A 14,548-nucleotide genomic window follows, 5' to 3' on the forward strand; every position below is an offset into this window, starting at 1 on the left:
TTTCGTCCTTTTGGGTACGCGCATTGCGCGTTACGGAAGGAATGATGACCGCACAATCTTCAGTCTTTTGCATGGTTCCTGGCCCGATGTCGCGTGCATTCGCATGCGGCGGCGCGTACACGTCGACGCTCGTCGTGCGTGCTTGCGCGAAGGGGGCACGATGAACGCCCGGGATTCCCGACCTGATTTCGCCGTGCTCGGCGGCGGCCTCGTCGGCCGCCTCATCGCCTGGCGGCTCGCGGGCGACGGGCATCGCGTCGCGCTTTACGAGCGCGGCGGCCCGGACGGCGAGCAGTCGGCCGCGTGGATCGCGGCCGCGATGCTCGCGCCGCTCGCGGAAGCGGCGAGCGCGGAGCTGCTGATCACCGAGCTGGGTGCCGCGTCGCTCGCGCGCTGGCCGCAATGGCTCGCGGAACTGCCCGAACCCGTCTTCTTCCAGCATCACGGCACGCTCGTCGTCTGGCACCACGCGGACCGCGCGGAGGCGCCGCTGTTCGAGCGGCGCGTGCGCGCGAACGCGCCGGCCGACCTGTTCGACCGCGGTTTCGTGACGCTTGCCGGCGCGCAGGTCGACGCGGCCGAGCCGGTGCTCGCGGGCCGCTTCGCGCGCGGCCTGCTGCTGCCGAACGAAGGCCAGCTCGACAATCGCCAGGCGCTGCGCGCGCTCGCGGCGGGCCTCGTCGAGCGCGGCGTCGACCTGCACTGGCACGTCACGATCGACGAGGCGAACCTGCCCGCCGCGCATTTCACGATCGATTGCCGCGGGCTCGGCGCGAAACCCGCGCTGCCCGCGTTGCGCGGCATCCGCGGCGAAGTCGCGCGCGTGCACGCGCCCGGCATCGGGCTTACCCGGCCCGTGCGGCTGCTGCATCCGCGCTACCCGCTGTACATCGCGCCGAAGCAGGACGATCTCTATGTGATCGGCGCGACCGAGGTGGAGGGCGAGGACATGTCGCCCGTCAGCGTGCGCTCCGCGCTCGAGCTGCTGAGTGCGGCGTTCTCCGTGCATCCGGCGTTCGGCGAGGCGCGCATCCTCGAACTCAATGCGCAGTGCCGGCCGACGCTGCCCGATCATCGCCCGGCGGTAATCTGGGACGGCGCGTCGACGCTCGCCGTCAACGGCCTGTACCGGCACGGCTTCATGATCGCGCCGGAAGTCGCGCACGCGGCGGTCGCGGTCGCCGAAGCCGCACTCGGCGGCGCGTTCGGCGATGCCGACGCGTTCGCCGCGTGGCGCGACGCCGAGCGCTGGCCGACGCTCCTTCATCACCGCAACGACGCGCGCCAGCCGGCCTGACGCGTGCTGCCGACCGAATTCGACGAAGCCTCATGGATATCCAGATCAACCAACAGAACCTGACGTTGCCCGACGGCGCAACGGTGGCCGACGCGCTCGCCGCGTACGGCGCGCGTCCGCCGTACGCGGTCGCGCTGAACGGCAACTTCGTCGCGCGCACGCAGCACGCGGCGCGCGCACTCGCGGCGGGCGACAAGCTCGACGTCGTGCACCCGGTCGCGGGCGGCTGAGCGCCGCCGGTTCGTCCCCGCTCTTTCAGGAAAACGACATGACGTCCCTCACCTCCGCCGACGCGTTGACGCTGTACGGCGAAACCTTCGCAAGCCGCGTGCTGATCGGCACGTCGCGCTATCCGTCGCTGCAGTCGCTGTCCGATTCGATCGCCGCGTCGCGGCCGGGGATGGTGACGGTCGCGCTGCGCCGCCAGATGACGGGCGGCACGGCCGAAGCCGGCTTCTTCGACCTGCTCAAGCGCCACGCGGTGCCGCTGCTGCCGAACACGGCCGGCTGCCAGACCGTCGCCGAAGCGGTGACGACCGCGCACATGGCGCGCGAAGTCTTCGGCACCGACTGGATCAAGCTCGAACTGATCGGCGACGACTACACGCTGCAGCCCGACCCGGTCGGCCTGATCGAAGCGGCCGCGCAACTGGTCAAGGACGGTTTCAAGGTGCTGCCGTACTGCACCGAGGATCTGGTGATCGGCCGGCGCCTGCTCGACGTCGGCTGCGAGGCGCTGATGCCGTGGGGCGCGCCGATCGGCACGGGCAAGGGCGTCGTGAACCCGTATGGCCTGCGCGTGCTGCGCGAACGGCTGCCCGACGTGCCGCTGATTGTCGACGCCGGGCTCGGCGTGCCGTCGCACGCGTGCCAGGTGATGGAGTGGGGCTTCGATGGTGTGTTGCTGAACACCGCCGTGTCGCAGGCCACGCACCCCGAGATCATGGCGCGCGCGTTCGCGCAGGGCGTCGAGGCCGGCCGTGCTGCCTATCTCGCCGGGCCGATGGATGCACGCGAGACCGCGCATGCGAGCACGCCGGTCGTCGGCATGCCGTTCTGGCACCAGGACGGGGGCGGCGCATGAGCGCGCGTTTCGCCGATGCATTCTGGCCGCCGGCCGACGAACTGGCCGAAGCGGCCGAACGGATTCGCGCGCGGCTCGGCGACTGGCCGGACGGTGCGGCGCCGTGGCGGCTTTGCGTTGCGGTGCCCGATGTGCCGGCCGATGGCGATGTGCTGATCGTCTCGTCCGGCGACCGTGCCGCGCAGGCGCGCGCGTCGGCTGCGTCGCGGCCCGCTGCACCGGGCGCGGTCGCGATCGAATTCGACGAGCAGGGCGCAGTGCTGCATACGGCGGGCGCGCGCTACGCGCTCGCCGCCGCGCATCCGCTCGGGGACGACTGGATCGCGGCGCTTGCCGCATTCCTCGATTGCGGCTTTGCGCCGGTCGATGCGCTGGTGCTGGCGCTGGCCTGGCGCGACGGCGATGAAACGCGCGGCGCCGACGCGTGGCCGGTCGACGCCACGCGGTTCCCGCGGATCGCCGGGCTGCCGGCCGCGCCCGAACCCGCGTTCGCGCCGTGCCCCGAGCAGCTTGGCCTTTATCCAGTCGTGCCGGATGCCGAATGGGTCGAGCGCGTGCTCGATTGCGGCGTGCTGACCGTGCAACTACGTGTGAAAGGCGCGACGCCGGACACCTTGCGGCGGGAAATCGCCCGCGCGGTCGCGGCTGGGCGCCGCCATCCCGATGCGCGTGTGTTCATCAACGATCACTGGCAGATCGCTGCAGATGAAGGTGCGTATGGTGTTCACCTCGGTCAGGAAGACCTCGAAACGGCCGATCTGGCCGCGATTGCGCGCGCGGGCTTGCGGCTCGGACTTTCGAGCCACGGTTATTACGAAATGTTGCGGGCGCTGCATGAGCGCCCGAGCTACCTCGCGCTCGGCCCCGTGTACGCGACCGCGACCAAGGCCGTTGCTGCGCCGCCACAGGGCCTCGCCCGGATCGCCCGTTATGCGCACTTCGCGGGCGCCCAGGCGCCGCTCGTCGCGATCGGCGGGGTGGGGCTCGACGCGCTGCCGGCCGTGCTGGCAACGGGCGTCGGCAGTGTCGCGGTGGTCAGTGCGGTGACGGGCGCGACCGACTATCGGGCTGCCGTTGCTGCGCTGCAGCAATGTTTTCCCGGACAATTTGACAATCATTGACCGCAGGGGCTGAAGCGGCGTCACGACATCATTCCAAGGCAGGCCCTATAATTCGGCGTTCTGCGTAAAAGGACTGTCCGCTCCGTGAGCCCCACTCCTACCGAGACACTGCTGGAACTTCGCGACGTCGACTTTGGCTACGGCGACCGCCTCGTCCTGTCCAACCTGAACCTGCGCTTCGGGCGTGGGCAGGTGGTTGCGGTCATGGGCGGGTCGGGTTGCGGCAAGACGACCGTGCTGCGCCTGATCGGCGGCCTCGTGCGCGCGCGCCGCGGCCAGGTGCTGTTCGACGGCGCCGACGTCGGCGCGCAAACGCGCGACGGCCTGTACGCGCTGCGCCGCAAGATGGGCATGCTGTTCCAGTTCGGCGCGCTGTTCACCGACATGTCGGTGTTCGAGAACGTCGCGTTCGCGCTGCGCGAGCACACCGACCTGCCTGAAGACCTGATCCGCGACCTCGTGCTGATGAAGCTCAACGCGGTCGGGCTGCGCGGTGCGCGCGACCTGATGCCGTCCGAAGTGTCGGGCGGGATGGCGCGCCGCATCGCGCTGGCACGCGCGATCGCGCTCGATCCGCAGCTCATCATGTACGACGAGCCGTTCGCGGGCCTCGATCCGATCTCGCTTGGCATCACCGCGAACCTGATCCGCACGCTGAACCAGGCGCTGGGCGCCACGTCGATCCTCGTCACGCACGACGTGCCGGAATCGTTCGCGATCGCCGACTACGTGTATTTCCTGGCCAACGGCGGCGTGCTCGCGCAGGGTACGCCCGACGAGCTGCGCGCATCGACCGATCCGAGCGTGCGGCAGTTCATCGACGGCGCGCCGGACGGCCCGTTCAAATTTCATTACCAGAGCCCGCCGCTCGCAGCGGATTTCGGGCTCGGCGGAGGGCGCGCATGATCAGCGCGATCGGACGTTACGTCATCGGCGGCCTCGAGCGCACGGGCTACGGCACGCGGCTGTTCGTGCGCCTCGTGCTGGAATTCTTCCCGCTGCTGCGCCGGCCGCGGTTGGTCACGAAGCAGATCCACTTCCTCGGCAACTATTCGTTCGTGATCATTGCCGTGTCGGGGCTGTTCGTCGGCTTCGTGCTCGGCCTGCAGGGGTATTACACGCTGAACCGCTATGGTTCCGAGCAGGCGCTCGGCCTGCTGGTCGCGCTGTCGCTGGTGCGTGAGCTGGGGCCGGTCGTCACCGCGCTGCTGTTCGCGGGCCGCGCGGGCACGTCGCTCACGGCCGAGATCGGTCTGATGAAAGCCGGCGAGCAGCTCACCGCGCTCGAAATGATGGCGGTGGACCCGATCAAGAACGTGATCGCGCCGCGCATGTGGGCGGGCATCATCGCGATGCCGCTGCTGGCCGCGATCTTCAACGCGGTCGGCGTGCTCGGCGGCTACTTCGTCGGCGTCGTGCTGATCGGCGTCGATCCGGGGGCGTTCTGGTCGCAGATGCAGGGCGGCGTGCAGGTCTGGGCCGACGTCGGCAACGGCGTGCTGAAGAGCATCGTGTTCGGGTTCGCCGTGACCTTCATTGCGCTGTATCAAGGGTATGAAGCGAAGCCCACGCCTGAGGGCGTGTCGCGCGCGACCACCAAGACGGTCGTGTTCGCGTCGCTCGCCGTACTCGGCCTCGATTTCCTGCTGACCGCGCTGATGTTCAGCTAAGCCTCAGCCAAGCCAAATTTTGGGATGACGATGAAAAAGACTGCTCTCGACTTCTGGGTCGGCCTGTTCGTGGTGGTGGGCTTCCTTGCGGTGCTGTTCCTGGCGCTGAAGGTCGGCAACATGAGCTCGCTGTCGTTTCAGCCGACCTACTCGGTGAAGATGAAATTCGACAATATCGGCGGGCTCAAGCCGCGTGCGGCCGTGAAGAGCGCGGGTGTCGTGGTCGGCCGCGTGAAGACGATCGGCTTCGACACGAATACGTATCAGGCACTTGTCACGATCGATGTCGACGGCCAGTATCAATTCCCGAAGGATTCGTCGGCGAAGATCCTGACGTCGGGCTTGCTCGGCGAGCAATATATCGGTCTGGATCCGGGCGGTGACACCGAAATGCTGAAGACGGGCGATACGATCACGATGACGCAATCGGCGATCGTGCTCGAAAACCTGATCGGCCAGTTCCTGTACAGCAAGGCTGCCGATGCGGGTGGGGCGAAGCCGGCAGCCGGTGCGCCGGCTGCACCGGCACCGGTGGCGGTGCCGGCGTCGGCGGTGTCCGCTGCGTCCGGTTCGGCGGCCCAATAACCACACGAGAGAAAACAAGAGGGTAATGACCATGCAGACGATCCGCATCAGGCAGGCCGCGCTGGCGGTAGCGGCAGTCGCCGCGTTGAGCGGCTGCGCGACCGTGCAGACGCCGACCAAGGGTGATCCGCTCGAAGGCTTCAACCGGTCGATGTACAAGTTCAACGATACGGTCGATACATATGCGCTGAAGCCGGTCGCGAAGGGCTACCAGTACGTGGTGCCGCAGCCGGTGCGCGACAGCGTGACGAACTTCTTCTCGAACATCGGCGACGTCTACATCGCGGCGAACAACATCGTGCAGCTGCGGATCGCGGACGGTGTCGGCGACATCATGCGCGTCGTGATCAACACGGTGTTCGGTGTCGGCGGCCTGTTCGACGTCGCGACGATCGCGAAGCTGCCGAAGCACACGGCCGACTTCGGGATCACGATGGGCCGCTACGGCATGCCGTCGGGCCCGTATCTCGTGCTGCCGCTGCTCGGCCCGAGCACGCTGCGCGACACGGCCGGCCTGGGCGTCGACTACGTCGGCAACCCGCTCACCTACGTGAAGCCGGATGGCCTGAGCTGGGGCCTGTTCGGCGTCAACCTCGTCAACACGCGTTCGAACCTGCTCGGTGCAGGCGACGTGCTGGATGCCGCGGCGCTCGACAAGTATTCGTTCGTGCGTAACGCGTACCTGCAGCGTCGTCAGATGCTGATCAGCAACGCGCGCGGCGAGGCGGCCGCGACGTCGAGCAACGACGCGCTGCCGAAGTACGACCTGCCGGAGGACGGCGCGGCACCGGCGGCAGCCGGTACGGCGGGCGCGGCAGCGGTGGGCGGCGCAACGGCGCCGGCGGGTGCATCGGGCGCGGCAGTGGCCGCACCGGCATCGGGCACGGCCGAATCGCCGAACCCGGCGAGCGAAACGAACGTGCCGGCGATGCAGGTGGCGCCGCCGTCGCCGGGCGGGTTCCGCTTCCCGAGCATCCGGCTGCACTGACGGATTTACATTCGTTACAGCCGGAAACGATTCAGTCGGTAGCGTGCGCGAACTTGCGCGTAAGCTACCTGCTCCAACCTCCGCATCGACTCATTCATGCAGGTCACTATGATGAAAAAACTGTTCCTGATCCCCGTATTCGCGGCGCTGTTCTCGTTCGGCAGCGCAGCCCACGCGCAAGTCGACCAGTCGAACCCGCAAGCGCTGATCAAGACGGCGACGCAGCAGGTGCTCGACGAAGTCAAACAGCAGACGATCAAGCAGGGCGACACCAATCGCATCATTACGATCGTCAACAAGGACATCCTGCCGTACACCGATTTCCGCCGCACCACGCAGCTCGCGATGGGCCGCAACTGGCGCACCGCGACGGCCGAGCAGCAGCAGCAGGTTCAGGAGCAGTTCAAGCTGCTGCTGATCCGCACGTATTCGGGCGCGCTGGCGCAGCTGAAGCCGGATCAGCAGATCCAGTACCCGCCGTTCCGCGCCGATCCGGCCGATACCGATGTCGTGGTCAAGACGGTCGCGATGAACAACGGCCAGCCGGTCCAGATCGATTACCGCCTGTACAAGTCGGCCAACGGCTGGAAGGTGTATGACCTGAACGTGCTCGGCGCGTGGCTGATCCAGACGTACCAGCAGCAGTTCAACGAGAAGATCCAGCAAAGCGGCGTGGACGGCCTGATCCAGTTCCTCACGCAGCGCAACCAGCAACTTGCCGCCGGCAAGCAAGCGTCGTGAGCGGCTTCGAAGCCGGCTCCTCGCTGACCGTCGCGAGCGCGAAGTCCGCGCTCGCGGACGGTCTTGCGCGCATCGGCGCGGGCGCGACCGCCGTCGATTGCGCGGCGCTGACGCAGTTCGACTCGTCCGCGCTCGCCGTGCTGCTCGCATGGCAACGTGCCGCCAAAGCGCGCGGCACGACCCTCGACATCCTCAATCTCCCTCCGAAGCTCGCCAGCCTCGCGCACGCCTACGGCGTCGACGCGCTCATCGAAGGCACCGGGCGACATTGACCCTGTCCGACCGGAGCCTGCCGCGCCGCCCGGCGCGCGCAAGCTTCAGGCCGCGTGCCTCCGGCACCGGCTTCACCAGCCGGTTTGCCCTATAATCAAGCGTTTTGCGGGGCAGCCAATCGGCGTCCGGCCCCCATTTTCATTCGCAGCAAGCACAGAATAGGCGTCGCGGCCCTGGCGTCGCGCACAGTCATGTCAGCCATAGAAATCCGTCACGTCAAGAAGCGCTACAAATCGCTTCAGGCGCTCAAGGGCGTCAGCCTGTCGGTCGAGGAAGGCGAGTTTTTCGGTCTGCTCGGCCCCAACGGCGCAGGCAAGACCACGCTCATCAGTATCCTCGCCGGGCTTGCCCGGGCCGACGAAGGCAGTATCTCGGTGCGTGGTCACGACGTCGTCAAGGACTTCCGTGGCGCGCGTCGCGCACTCGGCGTCGTGCCGCAGGAACTCGTGTTCGATCCGTTCTTCACCGTCCGCGAGACGCTGCGGATCCAGTCCGGCTATTTCGGGCTGCGCCGCAACGACGACTGGATCGACGAAGTGATGGCCAATCTCGACCTCACCGAGAAGGCCGACGCGAACATGCGCGCGCTGTCGGGCGGGATGAAGCGCCGCGTGCTGGTCGCGCAGGCGCTCGTGCACCGGCCGCCCGTGATCGTGCTCGACGAACCGACCGCCGGCGTCGACGTCGAATTGCGCCAGACGCTGTGGAAATTCATCTCGCGCCTGAACCGCGAAGGCCACACGATCGTGCTGACCACCCATTACCTCGAGGAAGCCGAGTCGCTGTGCGACCGCATCGCGATGCTGCGCCGTGGCGAAGTGGTTGCGCTCGACCGCACCGACGCGCTGCTGCGCCGCTTCGCGGGGCTGCAGCTCTACCTGCGCCTCGCAACCGGCGCGCTGCCGTCCGAGCTGCGCGGGCTGGAGTCCGACCCGGCCGCCCGCGCGCCGGGCGAGCACCTGCTGCGCCTGACGAGCTACGACGATGTCGAGCGGATCCTCGCGCAATGCCGCGCGGCGGGCTGCACGTTCGACGAGATCGAGGTCCGCAAGGCCGACCTCGAAGATGTGTTCGTCCAGGTGATGAACGGGGCAGACGTCATCGAGGGATTGGCATGAGCGGGTTTCAAACGCTGTTCTACAAGGAACTGCTGCGTTTCTGGAAGGTGTCGTTTCAGACGGTGTGCGCACCGATCGTCACGGCGCTGCTGTATCTGACGATTTTCGGCCACGCGCTGTCGGGCCGCGTCGAGGTCTATCCGGGCGTCGAGTACGTGAGCTTTCTCGTGCCGGGCCTCGTGATGATGAGCGTGCTGCAGAACGCGTTCGCGAACAGCTCGTCGTCGCTGATCCAGTCGAAGATCACCGGCAACCTCGTGTTCATGCTGCTGCCGCCGCTGTCGTATCGCGACATCTTCGGCGCGTACGTGCTCGCGTCCGTGGTGCGCGGCCTCGCGGTCGGCACGGGCGTGTTCGTCGTGACGATCTGGTTTATCCCGATGCATTTCGCGGCGCCGCTGTTCATCATTGCGTTCGCGCTGCTCGGCTCGGCGATCCTCGGCACGCTCGGCCTGATCGCCGGGATCTGGGCCGAGAAGTTCGACCAGCTCGCCGCGTTCCAGAACTTCCTGATCATGCCGCTGACGTTCCTGTCCGGCGTGTTCTATTCGACGCACTCGCTGCCGCCCGTGTGGCGCGAGATCTCGCGTCTCAATCCGTTTTTCTACATGATCGACGGCTTCCGTTTCGGGTTCTTCGGCGCGTCCGACATCAACCCGTTCGCGAGCCTCGCGATCGTCACCGGTTTCTTCGTGCTGCTCGCGCTGATTGCGATGCGGCTGCTCGCGACCGGCTACAAACTGCGTCATTGATATCGACAGGCAGCGGCCGCCATCCGGGCGGCGCGCGCCGACAGGAGCCTTACACCATGTTGCCGACTCCCGAACAGGTCAAGCAATACATCGCCGGCGGTCTCGCCTGTACACATCTGGAAGTCGAAGGCGACGGCCAGCATTTCTTCGCGACGATCGTGTCGGCGGCCTTCGAGGGCAAGCGGCCGATCCAGCGGCACCAGCTCGTCTACGCGGCGCTCGGCGATCGCATGAAGCAGGAAATTCACGCGCTCAGCATGAAAACGCTGACGCCCGCCGAATGGCAGAACGCATAAACGGAAATCACTGAGTGCAAGTCACCGTCAACGAGCGCGACGCGGTCCAGAGCGTCGCCACGGCACACCCGGCCGCCAACGGGGAATCGCATGGCCATGGGATGGACAAGCTCGTGATCGAAGGCGGCCACCGCCTGTCGGGCGAGATCGTCGTGTCGGGCGCGAAGAATGCCGCGCTGCCGATCCTGTGCGCGGGGCTGCTCACCGGGGATCCGGTCGATCTCGACAACGTGCCGAATCTCAAGGACGTGCGTACCACGCTGAAGGTGCTGAACCAGATGGGCGTGAAGAGCGAGACGGACGGCTGCCGCGTGCAGCTCGACGCGTCGCGCGTCGACAACCTCGTCGCGCCGTACGAGCTCGTGAAGACGATGCGTGCGTCGATCCTCGTGCTCGGGCCGCTGCTCGCACGCTTCGGCGAGGCGAAGGTGTCGCTGCCGGGCGGCTGCGCGATCGGCGCGCGTCCGGTCGACCAGCACATCAAGGGCCTGCAGGCGATGGGCGCCGAGATCAGCATCGAGCACGGCTTCATCGAAGCCCGCGCGAAGCGCCTGAAGGGCGCGCGCATCGTGACCGACATGATCACGGTGACGGGCACGGAAAACCTGCTGATGGCCGCGACGCTCGCCGATGGCGAGACGGTGATCGAAAACGCCGCGCGCGAGCCGGAAGTGAGCGATCTCGCACACTTGCTGGTCGCGATGGGCGCGAAAATCGACGGCATCGGCACCGATCGCCTCGTGATCCAGGGCGTCGAGCGGCTGCACGGCGCGCGCCATTCGGTGATCCCCGACCGCATCGAGGCCGGCACGTTCCTGTGCGCGGTCGCGGCGGCCGGCGGCGACGTGAGGCTGACGGGCGTGCGCCCGCACATCCTCGATGCGGTGATCGACAAGCTGCGCGAAGCCGGCGTGTCGATCGAGGAAGGCGACAGCTGGCTGCGCGTGAAGATGGACCGCCGGCCGTCGGCGGTGACGATCCGCACGTCGGAATACCCGGCGTTCCCGACCGACATGCAGGCGCAGTTCATGGCCCTCAATACGGTCGCGACGGGCACCGCGCAGGTCGTCGAAACCATTTTCGAGAACCGTTTCATGCACGTGCAGGAGCTGAACCGGCTCGGCGCGAACATCACGATCGACGGCAACACCGCGCTCGTGACGGGTGTGGACAAGCTGTCGGGCGCGAACGTGATGGCGACCGACCTGCGTGCGTCGGCGAGCCTCGTGATCGCCGGGCTGCGTGCCGAAGGCGAAACGCTGGTCGACCGCATCTATCACCTGGACCGCGGCTACGACCGCATGGAAGCCAAACTGACCGCCGTCGGCGCGAACGTGCGCCGACTTTCCGGGAGCCAAGCATGACCGCGCCGCTGACCCTTGCCCTGTCGAAGGGCCGGATTTTCGAGGAAACCCTGCCGTTGCTGGCCGCGGCCGGCGTGCAGGTCACCGAGGATCCGGAAACGTCGCGCAAGCTGATCCTGCCGACGACGAACCCCGACCTGCGCGTGATCATCGTGCGCGCGAGCGACGTGCCGACCTATGTCGAATACGGCGCGGCCGACTTCGGCGTGGCCGGCAAGGACGTGCTGGTCGAGCACGGCGGCTCGGGCCTGTACCAGCCGATCGATCTGAACATTGCGCGCTGCCGGATGTCGGTGGCCGTGTCGGCCGGTTTCGACTATGCGAGCGCCGTGCGCCAGGGCGCGCGGCTGCGCGTCGCCACGAAGTACGTCGAAACGGCACGCGAACACTTTGCCGCGAAGGGCGTGCACGTCGACCTGATCAAGCTGTACGGCTCGATGGAGCTCGCCCCGCTGGTCGGGCTGGCCGACGCGATCGTCGACCTCGTCAGCTCGGGCGGCACGCTGAAGGCGAACAATCTGGTCGAGGTCGAGGAGATCATGGCGATCTCGTCGCGCCTCGTCGTGAACCAGGCTGCGCTGAAGTTGAAGCGCACGGCACTCAAGCCGATCCTCGACGCGTTCGAACGCGCGTCGCAGAATGGCGGTTGAGCGCATCACCGTAACGGAACTCCCATGTCCATCACCATCCGCAAGCTCGATTCGACGAGCGCAGGCTTCGGCGCCGAGCTGCGCGCGCTGCTCGCATTCGAGGCGAGCGAAGACGCGGCGATCGAGCAATCGGTCGCGCAGATCCTCGCCGACGTGAAGTCGCGCGGCGACGCCGCGGTGCTCGAATACACGAACCGCTTCGACCGGCTGAGCGCGAGCAGCATTGCCGCGCTGGAGCTGCCGCAGGACGCGCTGCAGACGGCGCTCGACAGCCTCGCGCCGAAGGCGCGCGCGGCGCTGGAGGCGGCGGCCGCGCGCGTGCGCGCGTACCACGAGAAGCAGAAGATCGAGTGCGGCACGCATAGCTGGCAGTACACGGAAAGCGACGGCACGGTGCTCGGCCAGAAGGTCACGCCGCTCGACCGCGTCGGCCTGTACGTGCCGGGCGGCAAGGCCGCGTATCCGTCGTCGGTGCTGATGAACGCGATTCCCGCGCGTGTCGCGGGCGTCGGCGAGATCGTGATGGTCGTGCCGACGCCGGACGGCGTGAAGAACGATCTCGTGCTCGCCGCAGCGCTGCTCGGCGGCGTCGATCGCGTGTTCACGATCGGCGGCGCGCAGGCGGTCGGTGCGCTCGCCTACGGCACGGCGACGGTGCCGGCCGTCGACAAGATCTGCGGCCCCGGCAACGCGTACGTCGCGTCGGCGAAGCGCCGTGTGTTCGGCACGGTCGGCATCGACATGATCGCCGGCCCGTCGGAAATTCTCGTGCTGTGCGACGGCACGACCGATCCGAACTGGGTCGCGATGGACCTGTTCTCGCAGGCCGAGCACGACGAACTCGCGCAATCGATCCTGCTGTGCCCGGACGGTGCGTTCCTCGAGCGCGTCGAAAAGGCGATCGACGAGCTGCTGCCGTCGATGCCGCGCCAGGACGTGATCCGCGCGTCGCTCGAAGGCCGCGGCGCGCTGATCAAGGTGCGCGACATGGCCGAAGCCTGCCGGATCGCGAACGACATCGCGCCCGAGCACCTGGAAATTTCCGCGCTGGAGCCGCAGCAATGGGGCCAGCAGATCCGCCATGCGGGCGCGATCTTCCTCGGCCGCTACACGAGCGAGAGCCTCGGCGACTACTGCGCGGGCCCGAACCACGTGCTGCCGACGTCGCGCACCGCGCGTTTCTCGTCGCCGCTCGGCGTGTACGACTTCATCAAGCGCTCGAGCCTGATCGAGGTCAGTGCGGAAGGTGCACAGACGCTCGGCGAGATCGCATCCGAGCTCGCGTACGGCGAGGGGCTGCAGGCGCACGCGAAGAGCGCCGAGTTCCGGATGAAGCACTGACCACCCGCTGCGCGGGGCCGCGGCCGGCGCTGACGTGCCGCCCGGCCCGCTCCCGAAGGCCGGGGCTGGAGACACCTGAGCAGGGCGGCAGCCGCCGCCTTGCCGATCATTTGACGCCGGCGCGACGCACGCCGGCTTGAGACCATGACGACGCCACAAGACATCATCCGCCGCGACGTGCTCGCGATGACGAGCTACCCGGTGCCGGACGCGAGCGGGTTCGTGAAACTCGACGCGATGGAGAACCCGTACCCGCTGCCCGAACCGCTCGCCGCGGCGCTCGGCGAGCGTCTCGCGCAGGTCGCGCTGAACCGCTACCCGGCGCCGCGCCCGGCCGCGCTGCTCGACAAGCTGCGCCACGCGATGGGCGTGCCGGCCGGCTGCGAGGTGCTGCTCGGCAACGGCTCGGATGAAATCATCAGCATGATGTCGATGGCCTGCGCGAAGCCGGGCGCGAAGGTGCTCGCGCCGGTGCCGGGCTTCGTGATGTACGAACTGTCCGCGAAGCTCGCGCAGCTCGAATTCGTCGGCGTCCCGCTGAAGGCCGACTTGACGCTCGACGTCGACGCGATGCTCGCGGCAATCGCCGAGCATCGTCCGGCGATCGTCTATCTCGCGTACCCGAACAACCCGACCGGCACGTTGTACGACGATGCCGACATCGAACGGATCGTCGCGGCCGCGCGGCACAGCCTGATCGTGATCGACGAGGCGTACCAGCCGTTCGCCGTGCGCTCGTGGCTGCCGCGCGCCGCCGAGTTCGACAACGTCGTCGTGATGCGCACGGTGTCGAAGCTCGGTCTCGCGGGCATCCGCCTCGGCTATCTGGTCGGTTCGCCCGCGTGGCTGACCGAATTCGACAAGGTGCGCCCGCCGTACAACATCAACGTGCTGACCCAGGCGACCGCCGATTTCCTGCTCGACCACCTCGACGTGCTCGACGCGCAGGCGGCCGACCTGCGTGCGGAACGCACGCGTCTCGCACAGGAAGTGGCCGCGCTGCCGGGCACGACGGTGTTCCCGAGCGCCGGCAATTTCCTGCTGGTGCGCGTGCCGGACGCGGCTGCCGTGTTCGACGCGCTGCTCACCGAGCGGGTGTTGGTCAAAAACGTGAGTAAAATGCATCCGTTGCTGGCTGAATGCGTGCGGCTGACTGTCGGTTCTCCCGACGAAAACGCGCGCCTGCTGGCCGCTTTGAAACTCGCGCTGCCCGGTTGAGCCTCTGGGCGCCGCAGCGCGAAACGATCAATCCCCATTTACATCGACTC

General features: G+C 67.6%; 17 protein-coding genes. All 17 read left to right on the top strand.

What is annotated here, in order from left to right; genetic code table 11:
- Positions 1 to 160 precede the first annotated feature (160 nt).
- The 17 genes from BCEP18194_RS07635 to hisC all read left to right on the top strand — a co-directional run bounded on the left by BCEP18194_RS07635 (position 161) and on the right by hisC (position 14,498).
- Positions 161 to 1,297, top strand: a complete 1,137-nt coding sequence (locus BCEP18194_RS07635) for an FAD-dependent oxidoreductase (protein WP_011350712.1) — start codon at positions 161 to 163, stop codon at positions 1,295 to 1,297.
- Positions 1,298 to 1,329: 32 nt separating this feature from the next.
- Positions 1,330 to 1,527, top strand: a complete 198-nt coding sequence (gene thiS, locus BCEP18194_RS07640; RefSeq protein WP_011350713.1) for a sulfur carrier protein ThiS — start codon at positions 1,330 to 1,332, stop codon at positions 1,525 to 1,527.
- Positions 1,528 to 1,565: 38 nt separating this feature from the next.
- Entirely contained in the window at positions 1,566 to 2,381 is an 816-nt protein-coding gene (locus tag BCEP18194_RS07645) for a thiazole synthase (RefSeq protein WP_011350714.1), read from the top strand.
- Complete coding sequence (gene thiE, locus BCEP18194_RS38935) at positions 2,378 to 3,502, top strand: thiamine phosphate synthase (protein ID WP_011350715.1); 1,125 nt, start codon at positions 2,378 to 2,380, stop codon at positions 3,500 to 3,502. Before BCEP18194_RS07645 ends, thiE begins: the two co-directional genes overlap by 4 nt.
- Before the next feature lie 84 nt (positions 3,503 to 3,586).
- On the top strand, positions 3,587 to 4,408 hold the full coding sequence (locus tag BCEP18194_RS07655) for an ABC transporter ATP-binding protein (protein WP_011350716.1): 822 nt from the start codon (positions 3,587 to 3,589) through the stop codon (positions 4,406 to 4,408).
- On the top strand, positions 4,405 to 5,172 hold the full coding sequence (gene mlaE / locus BCEP18194_RS07660) for a lipid asymmetry maintenance ABC transporter permease subunit MlaE (RefSeq protein ID WP_011350717.1): 768 nt from the start codon (positions 4,405 to 4,407) through the stop codon (positions 5,170 to 5,172). The genes BCEP18194_RS07655 and mlaE overlap by 4 nt, the downstream gene beginning before the upstream one ends.
- A 24-nt stretch (positions 5,173 to 5,196) precedes the next feature.
- Positions 5,197 to 5,757 (top strand): outer membrane lipid asymmetry maintenance protein MlaD, encoded by a 561-nt coding sequence (gene mlaD / locus BCEP18194_RS07665; protein ID WP_041492723.1) that lies wholly within the window; start codon positions 5,197 to 5,199, stop codon positions 5,755 to 5,757.
- A 31-nt stretch (positions 5,758 to 5,788) separates the two neighbouring features.
- Complete coding sequence (locus BCEP18194_RS07670; protein ID WP_011350719.1) at positions 5,789 to 6,745, top strand: MlaA family lipoprotein; 957 nt, start codon at positions 5,789 to 5,791, stop codon at positions 6,743 to 6,745.
- Between the two features lie 111 nt (positions 6,746 to 6,856).
- Complete coding sequence (locus BCEP18194_RS07675) at positions 6,857 to 7,486, top strand: MlaC/ttg2D family ABC transporter substrate-binding protein (protein ID WP_041492999.1); 630 nt, start codon at positions 6,857 to 6,859, stop codon at positions 7,484 to 7,486.
- The gene (locus BCEP18194_RS07680; protein ID WP_011350721.1) at positions 7,483 to 7,758 is read left to right on the top strand and encodes an STAS domain-containing protein; all 276 of its coding nucleotides are present in this window, start codon (positions 7,483 to 7,485) and stop codon (positions 7,756 to 7,758) included. Before BCEP18194_RS07675 ends, BCEP18194_RS07680 begins: the two co-directional genes overlap by 4 nt.
- A 192-nt stretch (positions 7,759 to 7,950) precedes the next feature.
- Positions 7,951 to 8,877, top strand: a complete 927-nt coding sequence (locus BCEP18194_RS07685) for an ABC transporter ATP-binding protein (protein ID WP_011350722.1) — start codon at positions 7,951 to 7,953, stop codon at positions 8,875 to 8,877.
- The gene (locus tag BCEP18194_RS07690; protein ID WP_011350723.1) at positions 8,874 to 9,629 is read left to right on the top strand and encodes an ABC transporter permease; all 756 of its coding nucleotides are present in this window, start codon (positions 8,874 to 8,876) and stop codon (positions 9,627 to 9,629) included. The genes BCEP18194_RS07685 and BCEP18194_RS07690 overlap by 4 nt, the downstream gene beginning before the upstream one ends.
- Positions 9,630 to 9,685: 56 nt before the next feature.
- Complete coding sequence (locus BCEP18194_RS07695) at positions 9,686 to 9,925, top strand: BolA family protein (protein WP_006477131.1); 240 nt, start codon at positions 9,686 to 9,688, stop codon at positions 9,923 to 9,925.
- A 14-nt stretch (positions 9,926 to 9,939) separates the two neighbouring features.
- Positions 9,940 to 11,289, top strand: a complete 1,350-nt coding sequence (murA, locus tag BCEP18194_RS07700) for a UDP-N-acetylglucosamine 1-carboxyvinyltransferase (RefSeq protein ID WP_041492724.1) — start codon at positions 9,940 to 9,942, stop codon at positions 11,287 to 11,289.
- A complete protein-coding gene (gene hisG / locus BCEP18194_RS07705) occupies positions 11,286 to 11,939 on the top strand; it encodes an ATP phosphoribosyltransferase (RefSeq protein WP_011350725.1) in 654 nt (217 codons plus the stop codon). The genes murA and hisG overlap by 4 nt, the downstream gene beginning before the upstream one ends.
- Before the next feature lie 24 nt (positions 11,940 to 11,963).
- Positions 11,964 to 13,280, top strand: a complete 1,317-nt coding sequence (gene hisD, locus BCEP18194_RS07710) for a histidinol dehydrogenase (protein ID WP_011350726.1) — start codon at positions 11,964 to 11,966, stop codon at positions 13,278 to 13,280.
- 144 nt (positions 13,281 to 13,424) lie between these two features.
- Positions 13,425 to 14,498: a histidinol-phosphate transaminase gene (hisC, locus tag BCEP18194_RS07715; protein ID WP_011350727.1), complete on the top strand. Its 1,074-nt coding sequence runs from the start codon at positions 13,425 to 13,427 to the stop codon at positions 14,496 to 14,498.
- The last annotated feature ends 50 nt before the right edge of the window (positions 14,499 to 14,548 follow it).

Origin of the sequence: Burkholderia lata (genome assembly GCF_000012945.1) — a bacterium.
GTDB lineage: Bacteria > Pseudomonadota > Gammaproteobacteria > Burkholderiales > Burkholderiaceae > Burkholderia > Burkholderia lata.

Excerpts from the sequence above, each read along its gene's own strand:
- BCEP18194_RS07635 (WP_011350712.1), top strand. The coding sequence starts at position 161 with ATGAACGCCCGGGATTCCCGACCTGATTTCGCCGTGCTCGGCGGCGGC.
- BCEP18194_RS07670 (WP_011350719.1), top strand. The coding sequence starts at position 5,789 with ATGCAGACGATCCGCATCAGGCAGGCCGCGCTGGCGGTAGCGGCAGTC.
- thiS (WP_011350713.1), top strand. The coding sequence starts at position 1,330 with ATGGATATCCAGATCAACCAACAGAACCTGACGTTGCCCGACGGCGCA.
- BCEP18194_RS07695 (WP_006477131.1), top strand. The coding sequence starts at position 9,686 with ATGTTGCCGACTCCCGAACAGGTCAAGCAATACATCGCCGGCGGTCTC.
- BCEP18194_RS07690 (WP_011350723.1), top strand. The coding sequence starts at position 8,874 with ATGAGCGGGTTTCAAACGCTGTTCTACAAGGAACTGCTGCGTTTCTGG.
- mlaE (WP_011350717.1), top strand. The coding sequence starts at position 4,405 with ATGATCAGCGCGATCGGACGTTACGTCATCGGCGGCCTCGAGCGCACG.
- hisG (WP_011350725.1), top strand. The coding sequence starts at position 11,286 with ATGACCGCGCCGCTGACCCTTGCCCTGTCGAAGGGCCGGATTTTCGAG.
- BCEP18194_RS07645 (WP_011350714.1), top strand. The coding sequence starts at position 1,566 with ATGACGTCCCTCACCTCCGCCGACGCGTTGACGCTGTACGGCGAAACC.
- hisD (WP_011350726.1), top strand. The coding sequence starts at position 11,964 with ATGTCCATCACCATCCGCAAGCTCGATTCGACGAGCGCAGGCTTCGGC.
- BCEP18194_RS07675 (WP_041492999.1), top strand. The coding sequence starts at position 6,857 with ATGAAAAAACTGTTCCTGATCCCCGTATTCGCGGCGCTGTTCTCGTTC.
- thiE (WP_011350715.1), top strand. The coding sequence starts at position 2,378 with ATGAGCGCGCGTTTCGCCGATGCATTCTGGCCGCCGGCCGACGAACTG.
- hisC (WP_011350727.1), top strand. The coding sequence starts at position 13,425 with ATGACGACGCCACAAGACATCATCCGCCGCGACGTGCTCGCGATGACG.
- mlaD (WP_041492723.1), top strand. The coding sequence starts at position 5,197 with ATGACGATGAAAAAGACTGCTCTCGACTTCTGGGTCGGCCTGTTCGTG.
- BCEP18194_RS07685 (WP_011350722.1), top strand. The coding sequence starts at position 7,951 with ATGTCAGCCATAGAAATCCGTCACGTCAAGAAGCGCTACAAATCGCTT.